The following is a 15,474-nucleotide window of genomic DNA, read 5'->3' as shown; positions in this document are numbered from 1 at the left end:
AGGAAGCGGAGTACGCGAGGGAGTTCGAGGAAAGAAAAAGCGCACGGGGGCGCAATAGAAAAACCTGCCGCGGCGGAGCGCGGCAGGCGGGATCGCCTTAAACGACGATCGTCTGGTGCTCGCCCTCCGCGCGGGCGCGGATCGTGCCGATGCGCGACACGGTTTCGCCGGCCGCGCTCAGCTGGGCGATCGCCGCATCGGCGTTTTCGGCCGACACGATCACGGTCATGCCGATGCCGCAGTTGAACACGCGGTGCATCTCGGCGTCGGCCACGCCGCCGTGCTGCTGCAGCCACTGGAACAGCGGCGGCATGGTCCACGACGAAGCCTGCAGTTCGGCCGTCAGGTGGTCCTGCAGCACGCGCGGGATGTTTTCGACCAGGCCGCCGCCGGTGATGTGCACCAGGCCCTTCACTTCCATCGATTCCATCAGTGCCAGCAGCGGCTTGACGTAGATGCGGGTCGGCGCCATCAGCACGTCGGCCAGCTTGCGGCCGTGGAAATCGGCATCCAGGTCCGGCTTGGCCACTTCGATGATCTTGCGCACCAGCGAGTAACCGTTCGAGTGCGCGCCGGACGAAGCCAGGCCCAGCACCACGTCGCCCGGGGCGATCTTCGTGCCGTCGATCAACTTCGATTTTTCCACGGCACCCACGGCGAAGCCGGCCAGGTCGTATTCGCCGGCCGGGTACATGCTCGGCATCTCGGCCGTTTCACCGCCGATCAGCGCGCAGCCGGCCTGCTCGCAGCCCTGCGCGATGCCCTTGATGACGTCGGTCGCGATGGCCACGTCCAGCTTGCCGCAGGCGAAATAGTCGAGGAAGAACAGCGGCTCGGCGCCCTGCACCAGGATATCGTTGACGCTCATGGCCACCAGGTCGATGCCCACCGTGTCATGGCGGTTCAGCTCGAAAGCCAGCTTCAGTTTCGTGCCCACGCCGTCCGTGCCGGAGACCAGCACCGGCTCCTTGAACTTCTTGCTGATCTCGAACAGCGCGCCGAAACCGCCGATGCCGCCCATCACGCCTTCGCGCAGGGTACGCTTGGCGAATGGCTTGATGGCTTCGACTAAGGCATCACCTGCGTCGATGTCGACGCCGGCGTCACGGTAGGACAGGGATACGTTGGAAGGTTGGCTCATGGTGTTTTTCGCAGCGGAGGCGGTAAAATAGAAGGGATGCGAGAAGGCGAATGCAGCATTTTCGCCAGTAAGTCCGCTATTTTGACAGTAAGTCCGCTATTTTAGCAAAACGTTCCCGCCAATTCGCCATATTTCGCCTCCATGCCCTTCTCCCCGACCGCACGACAAAAACAAACGGCACCGCGCGGGATGGCATGGATGGCAGCGCTCGCCGCACCGGCTTTGTATTTTCCTTTTATATAATGCACGGTGTGACAAGCGAAAACATTATTCAAATGACCATCACTCCGGGGCGGCACGCATGAAACAGCTGGTGCTGGACCTGGGGGCCGAGCCGGTCCACACGCTCGAATCGTTCGAGGTGGGCGGCAATGCCGAGGTGGCGGCGCTGATGCGCCAGTTCGCCGGCCGCACGTCGCGCGAGCATTTCGCGTACCTGTGGGGCGAAATGGGCGCCGGCAAGACGCACCTGCTGAAAGCCCTGGCCGCCACCGACCGCGCGCGCTACATTTCGCCGTTCTCGATCGAATCGGAATTCGTCTATTCGCCCGAGATCGACCTGTACCTGCTCGACGATTGCGAAAAGCTGTCGCCGGTGGCCCAGATCGATGCGTTCGCGCTGTTCAACGAAATCCGCGCCAACAACGCGTACATGGTGTGCAGCGGCGCGGTGGCGCCGGCCGTGCTGCCGGTGCGCGAAGACCTGCGCACGCGCATGGGCTGGGGCCTGATCTACCAGCTGCACGGCCTTTCCGACGACGAGAAGGTGGCCGCGCTGTCCCAGGCCGCAGCCAGCCGCGGCTTGACGCTGTCGCCCGGCGTGTTACCCTATTTGCTGTCCCATTTCCGGCGCGACATGCGCTCGCTGTCCTCGATGCTGGACTCGCTCGACCAATATTCCCTGGAAACCCAACGTCCGATCACCCTGCCGCTGCTGCGCGAGTGGCTGCAGGCGGAAAAAGATTGAAAGCGGATTGAAAACCCCCATGAACCTGGCCCTGTTCGACCTCGACCACACCCTGCTGCCCATCGATTCCGATTACGAATGGGGGCAGTTCCTGTGCCGCCAGGGCGCCGTCGACGCCGCCGCCTTTGCGCGCCGCAACGACGAATTCTTCGCCCAATACCAGGCCGGCACGCTCGACCCGGTGGAATACCTCGAGTTCGCGCTCGGCACGCTGGCCACGTTCGACCCGGCACAGCTGGCCGGGCTGCAGCAGCAGTTCATGAGCGAAGTGATCGAGCCGAACATCCTGCCCTCGGCGCGCGCTCTGCTGCAACGGCACCTCGATGCCGGCGACCTGGTGGCCATCGTCACTGCCACGAATCATTTCGTGACCGCGCCGATCGCGAAGGCCTTCGGCGTCGATTACCTGATCGCCGCGCTGCCGGAAATCGTCGATGGCCGCATCACCGGCCGCCTGAACGGCACGCCCACGCAGGGCCACGGCAAGATCCTGCACACCAGGGCATGGCTGGAACAGATGGGGAAAACGCTCGAGCACTTCGACCACGTGTACTTCTACAGCGACTCGCACAACGACCTGCCGCTGCTGTCGATCGTCTCGCACCCCGTGGCCACCAACCCGAATGCCGTCCTGACCCGTCACGCCAACGAGCAGGGCTGGACTCTACTCCATCTATTCAATGATTAAGAAATTCATCCGCAAGATCCTGGGCGTCAAGGATGCCCCAGGCAGCAACGAACCCGAAATCCTGGGCCCGGAACAGCACGGCATCGACCCGAAACTGGTGTCGTCCAACGCGGTGCGCGTCACCTCCTCGCTGCAGGAAGCCGGCTTCGAAGCCTTCGTCGTCGGCGGCGCGGTACGCGACCTGCTGCTGGGCATAAAGCCGAAAGATTTCGACATCGCCACCAACGCCACGCCGGAACAGGTGAAAAAACTGTTCCGCCGCGCATTCATCATCGGCCGCCGCTTCCAGATCGTGCACGTGATGTTCGGGCAGGACCTGCTGGAAGTGACCACCTTCCGCGGCACCGCCACCGACCACGCGCCGAAGGACGAACACGGCCGCGTGCTGCGCGATAACACGTTCGGCAGCCAGGCCGAGGACGCGGAGCGCCGCGACTTCACGATCAATGCGATGTACTACAACCCGGCTACCCAGCAGGTGCTCGATTACCACGGCGGCATGCGCGACATGCGCGCCAAGCTGCTGCGCATCATCGGCCAGCCCGAGGCGCGCTATCGCGAAGACCCGGTGCGCATGCTGCGCGTGGTGCGCTTTGCCGCCAAGCTGAAGTTCGAGATCGAGCCGACCACCGCCGCGCCGATCGCCGTGATGGCGCCGCTGATCAACAACGTGCCGGCAGCGCGGGTGTTCGACGAGATGCTCAAGCTGCTGATGAGCGGCAGCGCCCTCGCCTGCCTGCTGCAGCTGCGCAAGGCCGGCCTGCACCATGGCCTGCTGCCGTTGCTGGACGTGGTGCTGGAGCAGCCGCTGGGCTTCAGGTTCGTGACGCTGGCACTGGAAGCGACGGACAAGCGCATCGCCTCGGGCAAGACGGTATCGCCGGGCTTCCTGTTCGCATCGCTGCTGTGGCACCAGGTGCTGGAAAAGTGGAACGCCTACCAGGCTGCCGGCGAATTCCCGATCCCGGCGCTGCACCTGTCGGCGGACGAAGTGCTGGAATCGCAGACCGAGAAGCTGGCGCTGCAGCGCAAGATCGGTTCCGACATGCGCGACATCTGGGCCATGCAGCCGCGCTTCGAGCGCCGCAACGGCAAGAACCCGTACAAGCTGCTGGAACACGTGCGCTTCCGCGCCGGCTACGATTTCCTGCTGCTGCGCTGTTCCTCCGGCGAGATCGACCGGGAGCTGGGCGACTGGTGGACCGCGTTCTACGAAGCCGACGAATTCGCGCGTGCCGAGATGGTGTCGGCCATTTCCAGCGGTGGCGCCGGCGCCAAGCGCAAGCGCCCGCCACGCCGCGGCATTCGCGTCGGCGAGGATGACACCGGCGAACAGTCCGATGACGACGGCGGTTTCGAGGGCGAGGAAGTGCATGCCGACGCCGAAGGCGAATACGACAACCCCGGCGACGACATGCCGGCACCGGCGGCGAAGCGCCGCCGCCGCGGCCCGCGCCGCAAGCGCGGCGACGAAGGCGGACCGGCGGACGTACCGTCGACACCAACGGTCGACTAGATGGAAGCGTTCGTCGCCATCGGCGCCAACCTGGGCGACGCGCGCGCCAATGCGCTCGACGCCGTGGCGCGGCTGCGGCGCGTGCCCGGCATCGCCGTCACGGCGGTGTCGGGCCTGTACCGCACCGCGCCGGTCGACTCTTCCGGCGACGATTACATCAACGCCGTGGCCCGCATCGACACCGCGCTGGCGCCGCATGCGCTGCTCGCCGCGCTGTTCGCGATCGAGCAGGAACACGGCCGCGAGCGCCCCTACCGCAACGCGCCGCGCACGCTCGACCTCGACGTGCTGCTCTACGGTCACGACATCATCGATACCCCCACGCTGACGGTGCCGCATCCGCGCATGACAGAGCGCGCGTTCGTGCTGGTGCCGCTGCTGGAAATCGCCCCGGACATCGCGGTGCCCGGCCTTGGCGCCGCGGCGCCCTTCGTGCCCGGCGTGGCCGGCCAGCGCATCGAGCGCCTGGCCGAAACCGATTCGAAGTGAGCTGAATGCAGATTCCCGTCATCGTGCAGACCGTGGGGCTGCTGACCCTGTCGAACGTGTTCATGACGGTGGCCTGGTATGGCCACCTGAAGAATTTCTCCGCCAAGGCATGGTACATCGCCGCGTTCGCCAGCTGGGGCATCGCGCTGTTCGAATACCTGCTGCAGGTGCCGGCCAACCGGATCGGCTACACGCAGTACAGCCTGGCGCAGCTGAAGATCATGCAGGAAGTGATCACGCTCGTCGTGTTCGTGCCGTTCGCGATGCTCTACATGAACCAGCCGTTCAAGACGGATTTCATCTGGGCGGGCTTGTGCCTGGTCGGCGCCGTGTACTTCATTTTCAGATCCTGACGCCGATTCAGCACGGTCGTGCGGCGGGGTTTAGAATACGCGCCGTAACGATTTTATTTGAGGACTTCCATGTCTGGTTATCTGCAGGGTAAAGAAATGTCCGGGACCGCGCCTGCCCAGGCGACGGCCCAGAACGGCACGCCGGCACCGCCAAAAGCGGTGGCGAACAAGGCCGTCACGATTCCGGCGCTGAACGCGCTGCGCGCCGCCGGCGAAAAGATTTCGATGCTGACGTGCTACGACGCCAGCTTTGCCGCGCTGATGGAAAAGAGCGGCGTCGAAGTGCTGCTGATCGGCGATTCGCTGGGCATGGTCTGCAACGGCCACACGTCCACGCTGCCCGTCACCGTGCAGGAAGTGGCGTATCACACCGCCGCCGTGGCGCGCGGCGCCAGGTCCGCGATGATCATGGCCGACCTGCCGTTCGGCAGCTACGGCACGCCGGAACAGGCCCTGGCCAGCTGCGTGCAGCTGATGCAGGCCGGCGCGCACATCGTCAAGATCGAAGGTGCCGGCTGGCTGGCCGACACGGTGCGTTTCCTCGTCGAGCGCGGCGTGCCGGTATGCGCGCACATCGGGCTCACGCCGCAGTTCGTCCACCAGCTGGGCGGCTACAAGGTGCAGGGCAAGACGCTCGAAAGCGCCGAGGCGCTGAAGGCGGACGCGCTGAAGCTGCAGGCGGCCGGCGCCTCGATCGTACTGCTCGAAGCGGTGCCGTCGAGCGTCGGCAAGGCGGTGACCGAGGCACTGTCGATCCCCACGATCGGCATCGGCGCCGGCCCCGACTGCTCCGGCCAGGTGCTGGTGATGCACGACCTGCTGGGCGTCTTCCCCGGCCGCAAGGCGCGCTTCGTGAAGAACTTCATGGACGGCCAGCCGACCATCGAAGCGGCATTCTCGGCCTATGTCGGCGCCGTGAAGGACGGCAGCTTCCCCGCCCTCGAACACTGCTTCTGACGAGATCCGGGACAGGCCGGAACCGGCCTGTCCCCGTGAGCCTGGCGCTTCTCCCTATATCTGGATCCAGGTGGTCTTGAGCTCCGTGTACTTGTCGAACGCGTGCAGCGACTTGTCGCGGCCGTTGCCGGACTGCTTGTAGCCGCCGAACGGCACGGTGATGTCGTCGTTGTCGTACTGGTTCACGTGCACGGTGCCTGCGCGCAGCGCGCGCGAGGTCCTGATGGCCTTCGACAAATCGGATGTCCACACGGCCGCGTGCAATCCGTATTGCGTGGCATTGGCCTGCCTGACCGCTTCGTCGAGCGAGGTAAAACTCAGCACCGACAGCACGGGCCCGAAGATCTCCTCGCGGGCGATGCTCATGGAGCTGTCGACGTTGTCGAAGATCGTGGGCGCCACGTAGTAGCCACCCGTATCGAGCCGCACGCGCTCGCCGCCGGCCAGCAGCCGCGCTCCGGCGGCCTGGCCTTCGCCGATGTATTTCATCACCGTGGCCAGCTGGACGTCGTCGACGATCGCGCCCATCACCGTATCCGGGTCGAGCGGATCGCCGGGCGCGAAAGCGGGAACCAGGGCCAGCGCCTTTTCGATAAAGCGTTCGCGGACCGACTCTTCCACGAACAGGCGCGACGGCGCGTTGCAGCTCTCGCCCTGGTTGAAGAAGATCGAGCCGATCGACGCCGCCACCGCCGCATCCAGGTCCGGGCAATCGGCGCAGACGATGTTGGCCGACTTGCCGCCCAGCTCGGTCCACGCGCGCTTCAGGTTCGACTGGCCGGCCATCTGCAGGATCTGCCTGCCCACGCGGGTGGAGCCGGTAAAGCCGATGCAGTCGACATCCATGTGCAGGGCCAGCGCGCTGCCCGCCTCGTTGCCGAAACCGGGCAGCACGTTGAACACGCCGGGCGGAATGCCCGCCTCGAGCGCCAGTTCCGCCAGGCGCAGCGCCGTCAACGGCGATTTTTCGGAAGGTTTCAGCACCACGCTGTTGCCGGCGGCCAGCGCCGGGGCGATCTTCCACGACGCCATCAGCATCGGGTAATTCCACGGCACGATCGCGGCCACCACGCCGACCGGTTCGCGCGTGATCAGCGCCAGGCTGTCGCTGCCGGTGGGGGCGATTTCGCCATATACCTTGTCGATCGCTTCGCCATACCAGCGGATGCAGTTCGCCGCGCCGGCCACGTCGACGGCCAGGCTGTATTTGATCGGCTTGCCCATGTCGAGCGTTTCCAGCAGCGCCAGCTCGTCGCGATACTGCACCATCAGGTCGGCGAACGTGACGAGGATGCGCTTGCGCCTTGCCGGCGCCATGCCGGCCCAGCGGCCGTCGTCGAACGCGGCACGCGCAATCGCGACGGCCGCGTCGACATCCTCGGCGCCGCAACGGGCGACCGGACCCAGTTCGCGGCCATCGATGGGGGAGCGGTTGTCGAATTGCTGCCGCGTGCGCGACCAGGTGCGCGCGCCGCCGATGAAGGCGCGGCCGTCGATGGTCAATGCGCCGGCGCGCGCATGCCAGCTGGCGATGTCGTTCATGCGTGTCTCCTCTTGGTTGCGACGATTCTACCGCCGGCCTCGCGAACGCAGCACCCCTTAGGCATCGACTATCGGATCGATAGTTACAATGAATTTCAACAATGCCATCGCAGACGATAGCATAAGCATTCATTAACCATTCAATTTGATAGGTATAGTATATGGAATTCATGGCTTCCAGGCCTGGCCGCGCACTGCTGTGCGCGATGGCCATCGTGTCCGCACTGACAGCGATGTCGACTGGCGTGCACGCGCAAACCTTGACGAAAGACAACGGCGCCCCGGTGGGCGACAACCAGAACAGCCAGACTGCGGGCCCCGGCGGCCCTGCCCTGCTGCAGGATGTGCACCTGGTGCAAAAGCTGCAGCGCTTCGACCGCGAGCGCATTCCCGAACGCGTGGTGCACGCCACCGGCACCGGTGCGCACGGCACGTTCACCACCACGGACGACCTGTCCGACCTGACCCGCGCAAAGCTGTTCGCCAGGGGCACCGTCACGCCGGTGTTCGTGCGCTTTTCGACCGTGATCCCGGGCCGCTCCGGCGCCGAGACCACGCGCGACCCGCGCGGCTTCGCCACCAAGTTCTATACGCAGGAAGGCAACTGGGATCTGGTCGGCAACAACCTGCCGATCTTCTTCATCCGCGACGCGATCAAGTTCCCGGACATGATCCATTCCCTCAAGCCCGATCCGGTCACCAACGTGCAGGAGCCGGAGCGCGTGTTCGACTTCTTCTCGCATATCCCGGAAGCGACGGCGATGCTGACCCGCGTGTACTCGAACTGGGGTACCCCGGCAAGCTACCGCGAAATGAACGGCAGCAGCGTGCATGCGCTGAAACTGGTCAACGCGAAGGGTGAATACGTGTACGCCAAGTTCGCCTGGAAATCGCGCCAGGGCGAGCGCAACCTGCGCCCGCAGGAGATCCCGGTCATCCAGGGCAAGAGCACCAGCCATGCCACGGTCGACCTGTATGAATCGATCAATGCCGGCAAGTTCCCGACCTGGGACCTGACGGTGCAGATCCTCAAGCCAGCCGACCTGGACAAGTTCGACTTCGATCCGCTCGATGCCACCAAGATCTGGCCGGACATCCCCGAGCGCAAAGTGGGCACGATGGTGTTGAACAAGGTGCCCGAGAACTTCTTCGAGGCGACCGAGCAGGTCGCCATGGCGCCGGGCAACCTGGTGCCGGGCATCGAAGCCTCGGAAGACCGCATGCTGCAGGGCCGCCTGTTCTCGTACGTGGACACGCAGTTCCACCGCCTGGGCGCCAACTTCCAGTCGCTGCCGATCAACAAGCCGCTGGTCCCGGTGCGCAATCACCAGCAGGATGGCGCGATGAACATCGACGGCCGCAAGGGAACCGTGAACTACCAGCCGAGCCGTATCGCCAACCTGGCCGAAGACCCGAATGCGCGCAGCAGCAACCTGCCGCTGACCGGCACCACGCAGCAGCAGCGCATCGCGAAAACGCTGAACTTCCGCCAGGCCGGCGACTTCTACCGCGCACTGTCGGCACGGGACAAGGACGACCTGGTCGCCAACCTTTCCGGCGACCTGAAGCGGGTGAAGAATGGGGTGAACCTGTACACGATGCTGTCGCACTTCTGGAAGGCCGATGCCGATTACGGCAAGCGCCTCGTGAAGGCGGTGGGTGCCGATGGCGCGAAAGTGGCTGAACTGGCCGGCGCGCTGAAGGAATAAGCACGGAACAAGTGCCGCCATGGCATGACGGGCCGCCGTTTCAGGGTTTCCCCCTGAAACGGCGGCCCGTCCCTGTTTACGCACCAGCACAACATACGGAGACGAATCCCCGCTAAAGTTGAGCCAACCGCCGGATCCTGCCTTTATAATCCGGAATTTTCCGCCCGCTCTTTTCCGTCCCCGAAAGCTCCACGCGCATGAACACCACTCTGATCATTTTCGTCGCCCTTTATCTCCTGGGAACGCTGGGCCTCGGCATGTGGGCGGGCACGCGGATCAAGAACACGAGCGACTTTGCCGTTGCCGGCCGCAGCCTGCCACTGGTCATGGTCATCACGACAACGTTTGCCACCTGGTTCGGCGCCGAGACGGTGATGGGCGTGCCGGCGAGGTTCGTGCAGGGCGGCCTGAACGCCGTGATCGAAGACCCGTTCGGCGCCGGCACCTGCCTGATCCTGGTGGGCCTGTTCTTCGCGACCAAGCTTTACAAGCTGAACCTGCTGACGATCGGCGATTATTACCGCCAGCGCTACGGCAAGGGGATCGAGATTTTCTGCTCGGTGGCGATCATCCTCAGCTACCTGGGCTGGGTGGCCGCGCAGATCACGGCGCTGGGCCTGGTGTTCACGGTGCTGACGAACGGCGCGCTGGCGCCGGCAGCCGGCATGGTGATCGGCACCCTGGCGGTGCTGATCTATGTCGTCGTGGGCGGTTTCCTGGCCGTGGCGATCACCGACTTCGTGCAGATGATCGTGCTGGTGGTGGGCATGACGATCATCGCGTTCTTCGCGGCCGACCTGGCCGGCGGCGCCGACAAGGTGCTGGACATGGCGCAGCGGGCCGACCTGTGGCGCCTGTTGCCGGAACCCACGTTCACCGACATCATGTTCTTTTTTGCCGCGGCGATCACGATGATGTTCGGCAGCATTCCGCAACAGGACGTGTTCCAGCGCGTGATGTCCGCCAAGGATGCGCCCACCGCCCGCACCGGCGCCGTGATCGGCGGCGCCAGCTACATCGTGTTCGGCTTCGTGCCGATGTTCATCGTGGCCGCCGCCGTGGTGGTGATGGGCGACAGCGCGATGGAACTGGCCAAGAACGATTACCAGCGCCTGCTGCCCACGTTCGTGATGACGAAGATGCCGCTGGTGATGCAGATCCTGTTCTTCGGCGCGCTGCTCTCGGCGATCAAGAGCACGTCGTCGGCCACGCTGCTGGCACCGTCCACCAGCTTCGTCGAGAATATCCTGAAGAACCTGCGGCCGGGCATGAGCGACCGCCAGCAGTTGCTGGCGATGCGCGTGACGATCGTGATCTTCGCCGCGCTGGTGCTGGCGTATGCGATCGCGATGCAGGGCACGTCGATCTATGAACTGGTGTCGTCGGCCTACCAGGTGACGCTGGTGGGCGCGTTCATTCCGCTGGTGATGGGCCTGTACTGGAAGCGCGCCACCACGCAGGGCGCGATCCTGTCGATCGGTGCCGGCATCCTCGTGTGGGTGCTGTTCTTCCCGCAGATATCAGGCCTGGGCGAGGCATTCCCCGGCCAGCTGGCCGGCCTGCTGGCGGCGCTGGCCGGCATGATCATCGGTTCGCTGGCGCCGCAGGTGCTGAAGAACCGCCAGGAACAACCCGCTCACATCGCGGGCGCCAAGGCGTAGCCATGCAGCCCGGGCATGCCTCGGGCGAGGCCAGCCGTCAAGGTGGCAGCCGGGTCAGCCCAGCCGGCCCTGGGCCATCAGGTCGGCCAGGGTGAGGTCGAGGCACAGGCGGATCTTGCCGATCATCTCGTCGACCTGCTCGCGGGTCGTCACCAGCGGCGGCGCAATGATCATCCGGTCGCCCACGGCCCGCATGATGATGCCGTTGCCGAACATGTGCGCGCGGCAGATCATGCCGACACCGAGTGCCGGATCGAAGCGCACCTGGTCATGCACGCTGGCGGCCTTGCGCTTTACCAGCGACAGCCCGGCCACGAAGCCGAGGCTTTCGGCCGTGCCCACCAGCGGATGGGCGGCCAGGGCGGCGAAGCGCTCCTTCAGGTAGGGCCCGGTGTCATGCGCCACCTGGTCGACCAGTTTTTCGTCTTCCAGGATGCGGATGTTTTCCAGCGCCGCCGCGCAGGCCACCGGATGGCCGGAATACGTGAAGCCGTGATTGAAGTCGCCACCGGCGATCAGCACCTGCGCAACGCGGTCGCCCACCAGCACGCCGCCCAGCGGAATGTAGCCGGACGTGACGCCTTTCGCGAACGTGATCAGGTCCGGCCGGATGCCATAAAGCTCCGATGCGAACCACGTGCCCAGGCGGCCGAACCCGGTGATCACCTCATCGGCGATCAGCAGCACGTCATACTTGTCGCAGATGCGGCGGATCTCGGGCCAGTAGGTGGCGGGCGGGATGATGACGCCGCCGGCGCCCTGCACCGGTTCGCCGATGAAGGCGGCCACCTTGTCCGGGCCCAGTTCCCTGATCCGCTCCTCCAGCCAGCCAGCCGCGTGGATGCCGAATTCCTCCGGCGTCATGCCCGCGCCGTGGTCGGCATAGTAGGGCTGCCCGATGTGCACGATGCCGGGAATCGGCAGGCCGCCCTGCACGTGCATGCCGCTCATGCCCCCCAGCGACGCGCCGGCCATCGTGCTGCCATGGTAGGCGTTGTGGCGGCTGATGATCACCGTGCGTTCCGGCTGGCCGGCCAGGTCCCAGTAGCGGCGCACCATGCGCACATTGGTGTCGTTCGCCTCCGAACCGGAGCCGGTGAAGAAGACGTGGTCGAAGCCGGCGGGCGCCAGCTTTGCCAGCTTTGCCGCAAGCTGCACCGCGGGGATGGTGGTCGTGTTGAAGAAGCTGTTATAGAACGGCAGCGTATCCATCTGCCGCGCCACCGCTTCGGTCATGCTGCGGCGGCCATAGCCGACGTTGACGCACCACAGGCCCGACATCGCGTCGAGCACCTTGCGCCCGTCCGAATCCCACAGGTAGATGCCGTCGCCGCGCACCATCACGCGCGCGCCCTGTTGCGCCAGCGCCGCGTGGTCCGTGAACGGGTGCATGTAGTGCGCGGCATCGAGCCGCTGCAGGCCCTTGGTGTCCGGCAGTTCCGGCACGATCGGGGTGGTGGTCATTATTGACTCCTGTAAGAGACGGGACAGCGGCGCTACCGGGACTGCCTCCGGAAAGTGGCGGTTCAATCCCGCCACCGCCCCCTGCCTTGGCGATTCAGTATAAACCGTTTATACGTGCAGCAGCAGGTGCTCCCGCTCCCAGGGACTGATGACGGTCATGAATTCCTGGTGTTCGAGATCCTTGATGGCAGCATACACGTCGATGAAGCGCTCGCCCAGCACGCTGCGCAGCTTCTCTTCCTTGCGCAGCAGGCCGAGGGCTTCGGGCAGGCCCTGGGGCAGCTCGTATTTCATTTCGTAGGCGCTGCCGTGGGTGATCTCGGTGGGTTCGAGCTGCTCGGTCATGCCCAGGTAGCCGCATGCCAGCGTGACGGCCAGCGCCAGGTAGGGATTGGCGTCGGAGCCGATGATGCGGTTTTCCACGCGGCGGTCCTGGATGCCCGATTCCGGCACACGGAAGCCAACGGTGCGGTTATCGACACCCCACTGGATATTGATCGGCGCGGCCGTGTGCCGCACCAGCCGGCGGTAGGAATTCACATACGGCGCCACGATCGCCAGCGCGCAGGGCATGTAGCGCTGCAGGCCGCCGATGTATTGCTTGAACAGCGTCGACGGCGAGCCATCCTGGTTCGAGAAGATGTTCCAGCCCGTGTTCGCATCCACGATGCTCTGGTGGATGTGCATCGCCGAGCCGGGTTCGCCGGCCATCGGCTTGGCCATGAACGTGGCATACATGTTGTGCTTCAGCGCCGCTTCGCGCAGCGTGCGCTTGAAGAAGAACACCTTGTCGGCCAGGCCGAGCGGTTCGCCATGCAGGAAGTTGATCTCCATCTGGCCGGCGCCGATCTCGTGGATCAGCGTGTCCACGTCCAGCCCCATCAGGTCGCAGTAATCGTAGATGTCCTCGAACAGCGGATCGAATTCGTTGACGGCATCGATGCTGTACACCTGGCGCGACGTTTCGGCGCGGCCGCTGCGGCCCACCGGCGCCTTCAGCGGCAGGTCCGGGTCGGAGATCTTGGCGGTCAGGTAGAACTCCAGTTCCGGCGCCACCACCGGCTTCCAGCCCTTGTCCTCGTACAGTTTCAGCACGCGGCGCAGCACCGAGCGCGGCGCGAAGTCGACCAGCTTGCCGTCGGAGAAATAGCAGTCGTGGATCACCTGCGCGGTCGGGTCGGTGGCCCACGGCACCATCGTGATCGTGCTGGGGTCGGCCTTCAGGATCATGTCGCGGTCGATGTTCGAGATCGCGCGGTCGTAGGCCGGGTCGTCGGTGGGGGAATTGCCGGTGACGGTCATGCCCAGCACCGCCTCGGGAATGCGCATGCCGCGCTCTTGCGTGAACTTCCCGCGCGGCAGGATCTTGCCGCGGGCGACGCCGGTCAGGTCGGGCACCAGGCATTCGATCTCGGTGACTCGCTTTTCATTGAGCCACTCGTCCATGTCGGTATAAGTGAAATTTTCGCGGATTGCCACGGGTTTACTCCCTCTTCAGCTCCAGTAAGTCAATAAGCGCAGCCGGTGCCGGCCGCGTCCCTTGAACTTCGCTTGGAAGAATAGCTAAGGGATTCCGCCGGCCCAGGCCTCGTATGAATTCATCAGCCCCGCTCCCGTCGGCTCGCCTGGTACTCGCGGCAGGCGTTGCCGAATGCAAGGAACATCTTCATGGAGTCGGGGTTTTCCGTGATGCGCCATTCGGGGTGCCATTGCACCGCCAGCGCGAAACCATGCGCGGCGCTCACGGTATAAGCTTCCACCAGTCCGTCGTGCGCCACCGCTTCCACGGTCACGCCGGGCGCCAGCTGGTCGATCCCCTGGCCATGCAGGGAATTGACGGTGATTTCATCCGGGTTGCCCAGCATTTCCGCAAACTTGCCACCCTTCGTCAGGCGGATCGGATGCGCCGGACCGTATTGCACTTCCAGCGAATCGTCTTCGCGGTCGCGGTGGTCCATCATGCCCGGCAGTTCCTGCACCGCCTGGTGCAAGGTGCCGCCGAGCGCCACGTTGATTTCCTGGAATCCGCGGCAAATCCCCAGCAGCGGAATACCCCGCTTCACGGCGGCCCGGATCAGCGGCAGCGTGGTGGCATCGCGCGCCGCATCCAGCGGCAGCGCCGGGTTGCGGATCGGCTGGCCGTACAGGTCGGAATGCACGTTTGACGCCGAACCGGTCAGCATGATGCCGTCCGCCACGTGCAGCACCGCTTCCATGTCCGTCAGCTCGGCCAGCGCAGGCAACACCAGCGGCATGCAACGCGCGCCGAGCACCACGGCATTCACATACTTGTTCTGGGCGGCATGGTTCGGGAAATGCCCGATTTGCCGGGTACATGCTGGCACGAGGACGATAGGACGGCGCATGCGCGGCTCTCCTGGCGTGGTGACTGATAGCTTTAATTTAACACAAGTCCCGTTCCTCCAATGTACGCTTGCGAACAAATCGTAGCATGCCCTTGCCGGGCGGGATGGCGGCGTTAAAGCGCTGTTATCGTATTTTTACGGCATTTTTATCTGTATATACGCGATTTGACGCGCATTTTATGAGCGATGCCGGTGGTGGCGGCAGTCAATCGCGCAATTCGTCCAGTAGTTCGGGATGCCGGTCCAGCAGTTTCAGCAGCTTGACGGTGGAGGGGTGCGGCTGCGCCCTGCCCGCTTCGTAGCAGGCGAATTCATTGCTGCCGCTGCCGATCAGGTCGTCGGCTTCGCGCGGATCGAGGCGCAGCTTCCTGCGCACGGCCTGGATATACGCCGGCTCGACCAGTTCGCTGTCGACGCGGCGCCGGAACTGGTTCACCAGCTCGTCGTAACGGTCGACGGCGGCGCGGTCCAGCGCGACGCCGCCGCATTGGGGGCAGTGATAGCCGGCCACGGCAGGAATCGTGGTGTGGCGGTGCCTGTAGGTGTACGACACGCCGTGCGTGTCATGCACCAGGTCGGATGCGCCGCATTCGGGGCAAGTCTCCATGATCGCAGTCCTCG

Annotated in this window: 14 protein-coding genes; 8 read left to right on the top strand and 6 right to left on the bottom strand. The window is 64.9% G+C overall.

The genetic code is table 11. From position 1 onward, the window contains the following. Positions 1-97: 97 nt before the first annotated feature. Positions 98-1,141: a phosphoribosylformylglycinamidine cyclo-ligase gene (gene purM, locus GJV26_RS16330; RefSeq protein ID WP_155709753.1), complete on the bottom strand. Its 1,044-nt coding sequence runs from the start codon at positions 1,139-1,141 to the stop codon at positions 98-100. Positions 1,142-1,442: 301 nt separating this feature from the next. Between purM and hda the strand changes: the two genes are divergently transcribed. The 6 genes from hda to panB all read left to right on the top strand — a co-directional run bounded on the left by hda (position 1,443) and on the right by panB (position 6,111). Further along, complete coding sequence (gene hda, locus GJV26_RS16325; RefSeq protein WP_155709752.1) at positions 1,443-2,108, top strand: DnaA regulatory inactivator Hda; 666 nt, start codon at positions 1,443-1,445, stop codon at positions 2,106-2,108. 19 nt (positions 2,109-2,127) lie between these two features. Next, on the top strand, positions 2,128-2,796 hold the full coding sequence (locus GJV26_RS16320) for a histidinol-phosphatase (RefSeq protein ID WP_155709751.1): 669 nt from the start codon (positions 2,128-2,130) through the stop codon (positions 2,794-2,796). Then, positions 2,789-4,312 carry a polynucleotide adenylyltransferase PcnB gene (pcnB, locus tag GJV26_RS16315; protein WP_155709750.1) on the top strand — a complete coding sequence of 508 codons (1,524 nt, stop codon included), beginning with the start codon at positions 2,789-2,791 and terminating at the stop codon, positions 4,310-4,312. The genes GJV26_RS16320 and pcnB overlap by 8 nt, the downstream gene beginning before the upstream one ends. Then, on the top strand, positions 4,313-4,801 hold the full coding sequence (gene folK, locus GJV26_RS16310) for a 2-amino-4-hydroxy-6-hydroxymethyldihydropteridine diphosphokinase (RefSeq protein WP_155709749.1): 489 nt from the start codon (positions 4,313-4,315) through the stop codon (positions 4,799-4,801). A 5-nt stretch (positions 4,802-4,806) separates the two neighbouring features. Continuing rightward, positions 4,807-5,154 carry a DMT family protein gene (locus tag GJV26_RS16305; RefSeq protein WP_155709748.1) on the top strand — a complete coding sequence of 116 codons (348 nt, stop codon included), beginning with the start codon at positions 4,807-4,809 and terminating at the stop codon, positions 5,152-5,154. A gap of 96 nt (positions 5,155-5,250) precedes the next feature. Continuing rightward, positions 5,251-6,111 carry a 3-methyl-2-oxobutanoate hydroxymethyltransferase gene (panB, locus tag GJV26_RS16300; protein ID WP_229419324.1) on the top strand — a complete coding sequence of 287 codons (861 nt, stop codon included), beginning with the start codon at positions 5,251-5,253 and terminating at the stop codon, positions 6,109-6,111. 54 nt (positions 6,112-6,165) lie between these two features. Here the strand turns inward: panB and GJV26_RS16295 are convergent, their stop codons facing one another. After that, positions 6,166-7,653, bottom strand: a complete 1,488-nt coding sequence (locus tag GJV26_RS16295) for an aldehyde dehydrogenase (RefSeq protein ID WP_155709746.1) — start codon at positions 7,651-7,653, stop codon at positions 6,166-6,168. Positions 7,654-7,814: 161 nt separating this feature from the next. Here GJV26_RS16295 and GJV26_RS16290 point away from each other — a divergent pair, with 161 nt between their 5' ends. Both GJV26_RS16290 and GJV26_RS16285 read left to right on the top strand, forming a co-directional pair. After that, a complete protein-coding gene (locus tag GJV26_RS16290; RefSeq protein ID WP_371866485.1) occupies positions 7,815-9,362 on the top strand; it encodes a catalase in 1,548 nt (515 codons plus the stop codon). A 197-nt stretch (positions 9,363-9,559) separates the two neighbouring features. Then, on the top strand, positions 9,560-11,023 hold the full coding sequence (locus tag GJV26_RS16285; protein WP_155709744.1) for a high affinity choline transporter 1: 1,464 nt from the start codon (positions 9,560-9,562) through the stop codon (positions 11,021-11,023). 54 nt (positions 11,024-11,077) lie between these two features. Here GJV26_RS16285 and GJV26_RS16280 read toward each other — a convergent pair whose 3' ends face one another. The 4 genes from GJV26_RS16280 to GJV26_RS16265 all read right to left on the bottom strand — a co-directional run bounded on the left by GJV26_RS16280 (position 11,078) and on the right by GJV26_RS16265 (position 15,460). After that, on the bottom strand, positions 11,078-12,487 hold the full coding sequence (locus GJV26_RS16280; protein WP_155709743.1) for an aspartate aminotransferase family protein: 1,410 nt from the start codon (positions 12,485-12,487) through the stop codon (positions 11,078-11,080). 108 nt (positions 12,488-12,595) lie between these two features. Next, a complete protein-coding gene (locus GJV26_RS16275; RefSeq protein ID WP_189441857.1) occupies positions 12,596-13,966 on the bottom strand; it encodes a glutamine synthetase family protein in 1,371 nt (456 codons plus the stop codon). Positions 13,967-14,088: 122 nt separating this feature from the next. Beyond that, the gene (locus GJV26_RS16270; RefSeq protein WP_155709742.1) at positions 14,089-14,853 is read right to left on the bottom strand and encodes a gamma-glutamyl-gamma-aminobutyrate hydrolase family protein; all 765 of its coding nucleotides are present in this window, start codon (positions 14,851-14,853) and stop codon (positions 14,089-14,091) included. 205 nt (positions 14,854-15,058) lie between these two features. Beyond that, positions 15,059-15,460 carry a type II TA system antitoxin MqsA family protein gene (locus GJV26_RS16265; RefSeq protein ID WP_155709741.1) on the bottom strand — a complete coding sequence of 134 codons (402 nt, stop codon included), beginning with the start codon at positions 15,458-15,460 and terminating at the stop codon, positions 15,059-15,061. Between the last annotated feature and the right edge of the window lie 14 nt (positions 15,461-15,474).

The organism is Pseudoduganella dura, assembly GCF_009727155.1.
Taxonomy (GTDB): Bacteria; Pseudomonadota; Gammaproteobacteria; order Burkholderiales; family Burkholderiaceae_D; genus Rugamonas; species Rugamonas dura.
This window is presented reverse-complemented; position numbering and strand designations above follow the sequence as displayed.

Coding starts and splice junctions, on each gene's coding strand:
- GJV26_RS16285 (WP_155709744.1), top strand. CDS start 9,560: ATGAACACCACTCTGATCATTTTCGTCGCCCTTTATCTCCTGGGAACG.
- pcnB (WP_155709750.1), top strand. CDS start 2,789: ATGATTAAGAAATTCATCCGCAAGATCCTGGGCGTCAAGGATGCCCCA.
- GJV26_RS16270 (WP_155709742.1), bottom strand. CDS start 14,853: ATGCGCCGTCCTATCGTCCTCGTGCCAGCATGTACCCGGCAAATCGGG.
- panB (WP_229419324.1), top strand. CDS start 5,251: ATGTCCGGGACCGCGCCTGCCCAGGCGACGGCCCAGAACGGCACGCCG.
- hda (WP_155709752.1), top strand. CDS start 1,443: ATGAAACAGCTGGTGCTGGACCTGGGGGCCGAGCCGGTCCACACGCTC.
- folK (WP_155709749.1), top strand. CDS start 4,313: ATGGAAGCGTTCGTCGCCATCGGCGCCAACCTGGGCGACGCGCGCGCC.
- GJV26_RS16265 (WP_155709741.1), bottom strand. CDS start 15,460: ATGGAGACTTGCCCCGAATGCGGCGCATCCGACCTGGTGCATGACACG.
- GJV26_RS16295 (WP_155709746.1), bottom strand. CDS start 7,653: ATGAACGACATCGCCAGCTGGCATGCGCGCGCCGGCGCATTGACCATC.
- purM (WP_155709753.1), bottom strand. CDS start 1,141: ATGAGCCAACCTTCCAACGTATCCCTGTCCTACCGTGACGCCGGCGTC.
- GJV26_RS16280 (WP_155709743.1), bottom strand. CDS start 12,487: ATGACCACCACCCCGATCGTGCCGGAACTGCCGGACACCAAGGGCCTG.
- GJV26_RS16290 (WP_371866485.1), top strand. CDS start 7,815: ATGGAATTCATGGCTTCCAGGCCTGGCCGCGCACTGCTGTGCGCGATG.
- GJV26_RS16320 (WP_155709751.1), top strand. CDS start 2,128: ATGAACCTGGCCCTGTTCGACCTCGACCACACCCTGCTGCCCATCGAT.
- GJV26_RS16305 (WP_155709748.1), top strand. CDS start 4,807: ATGCAGATTCCCGTCATCGTGCAGACCGTGGGGCTGCTGACCCTGTCG.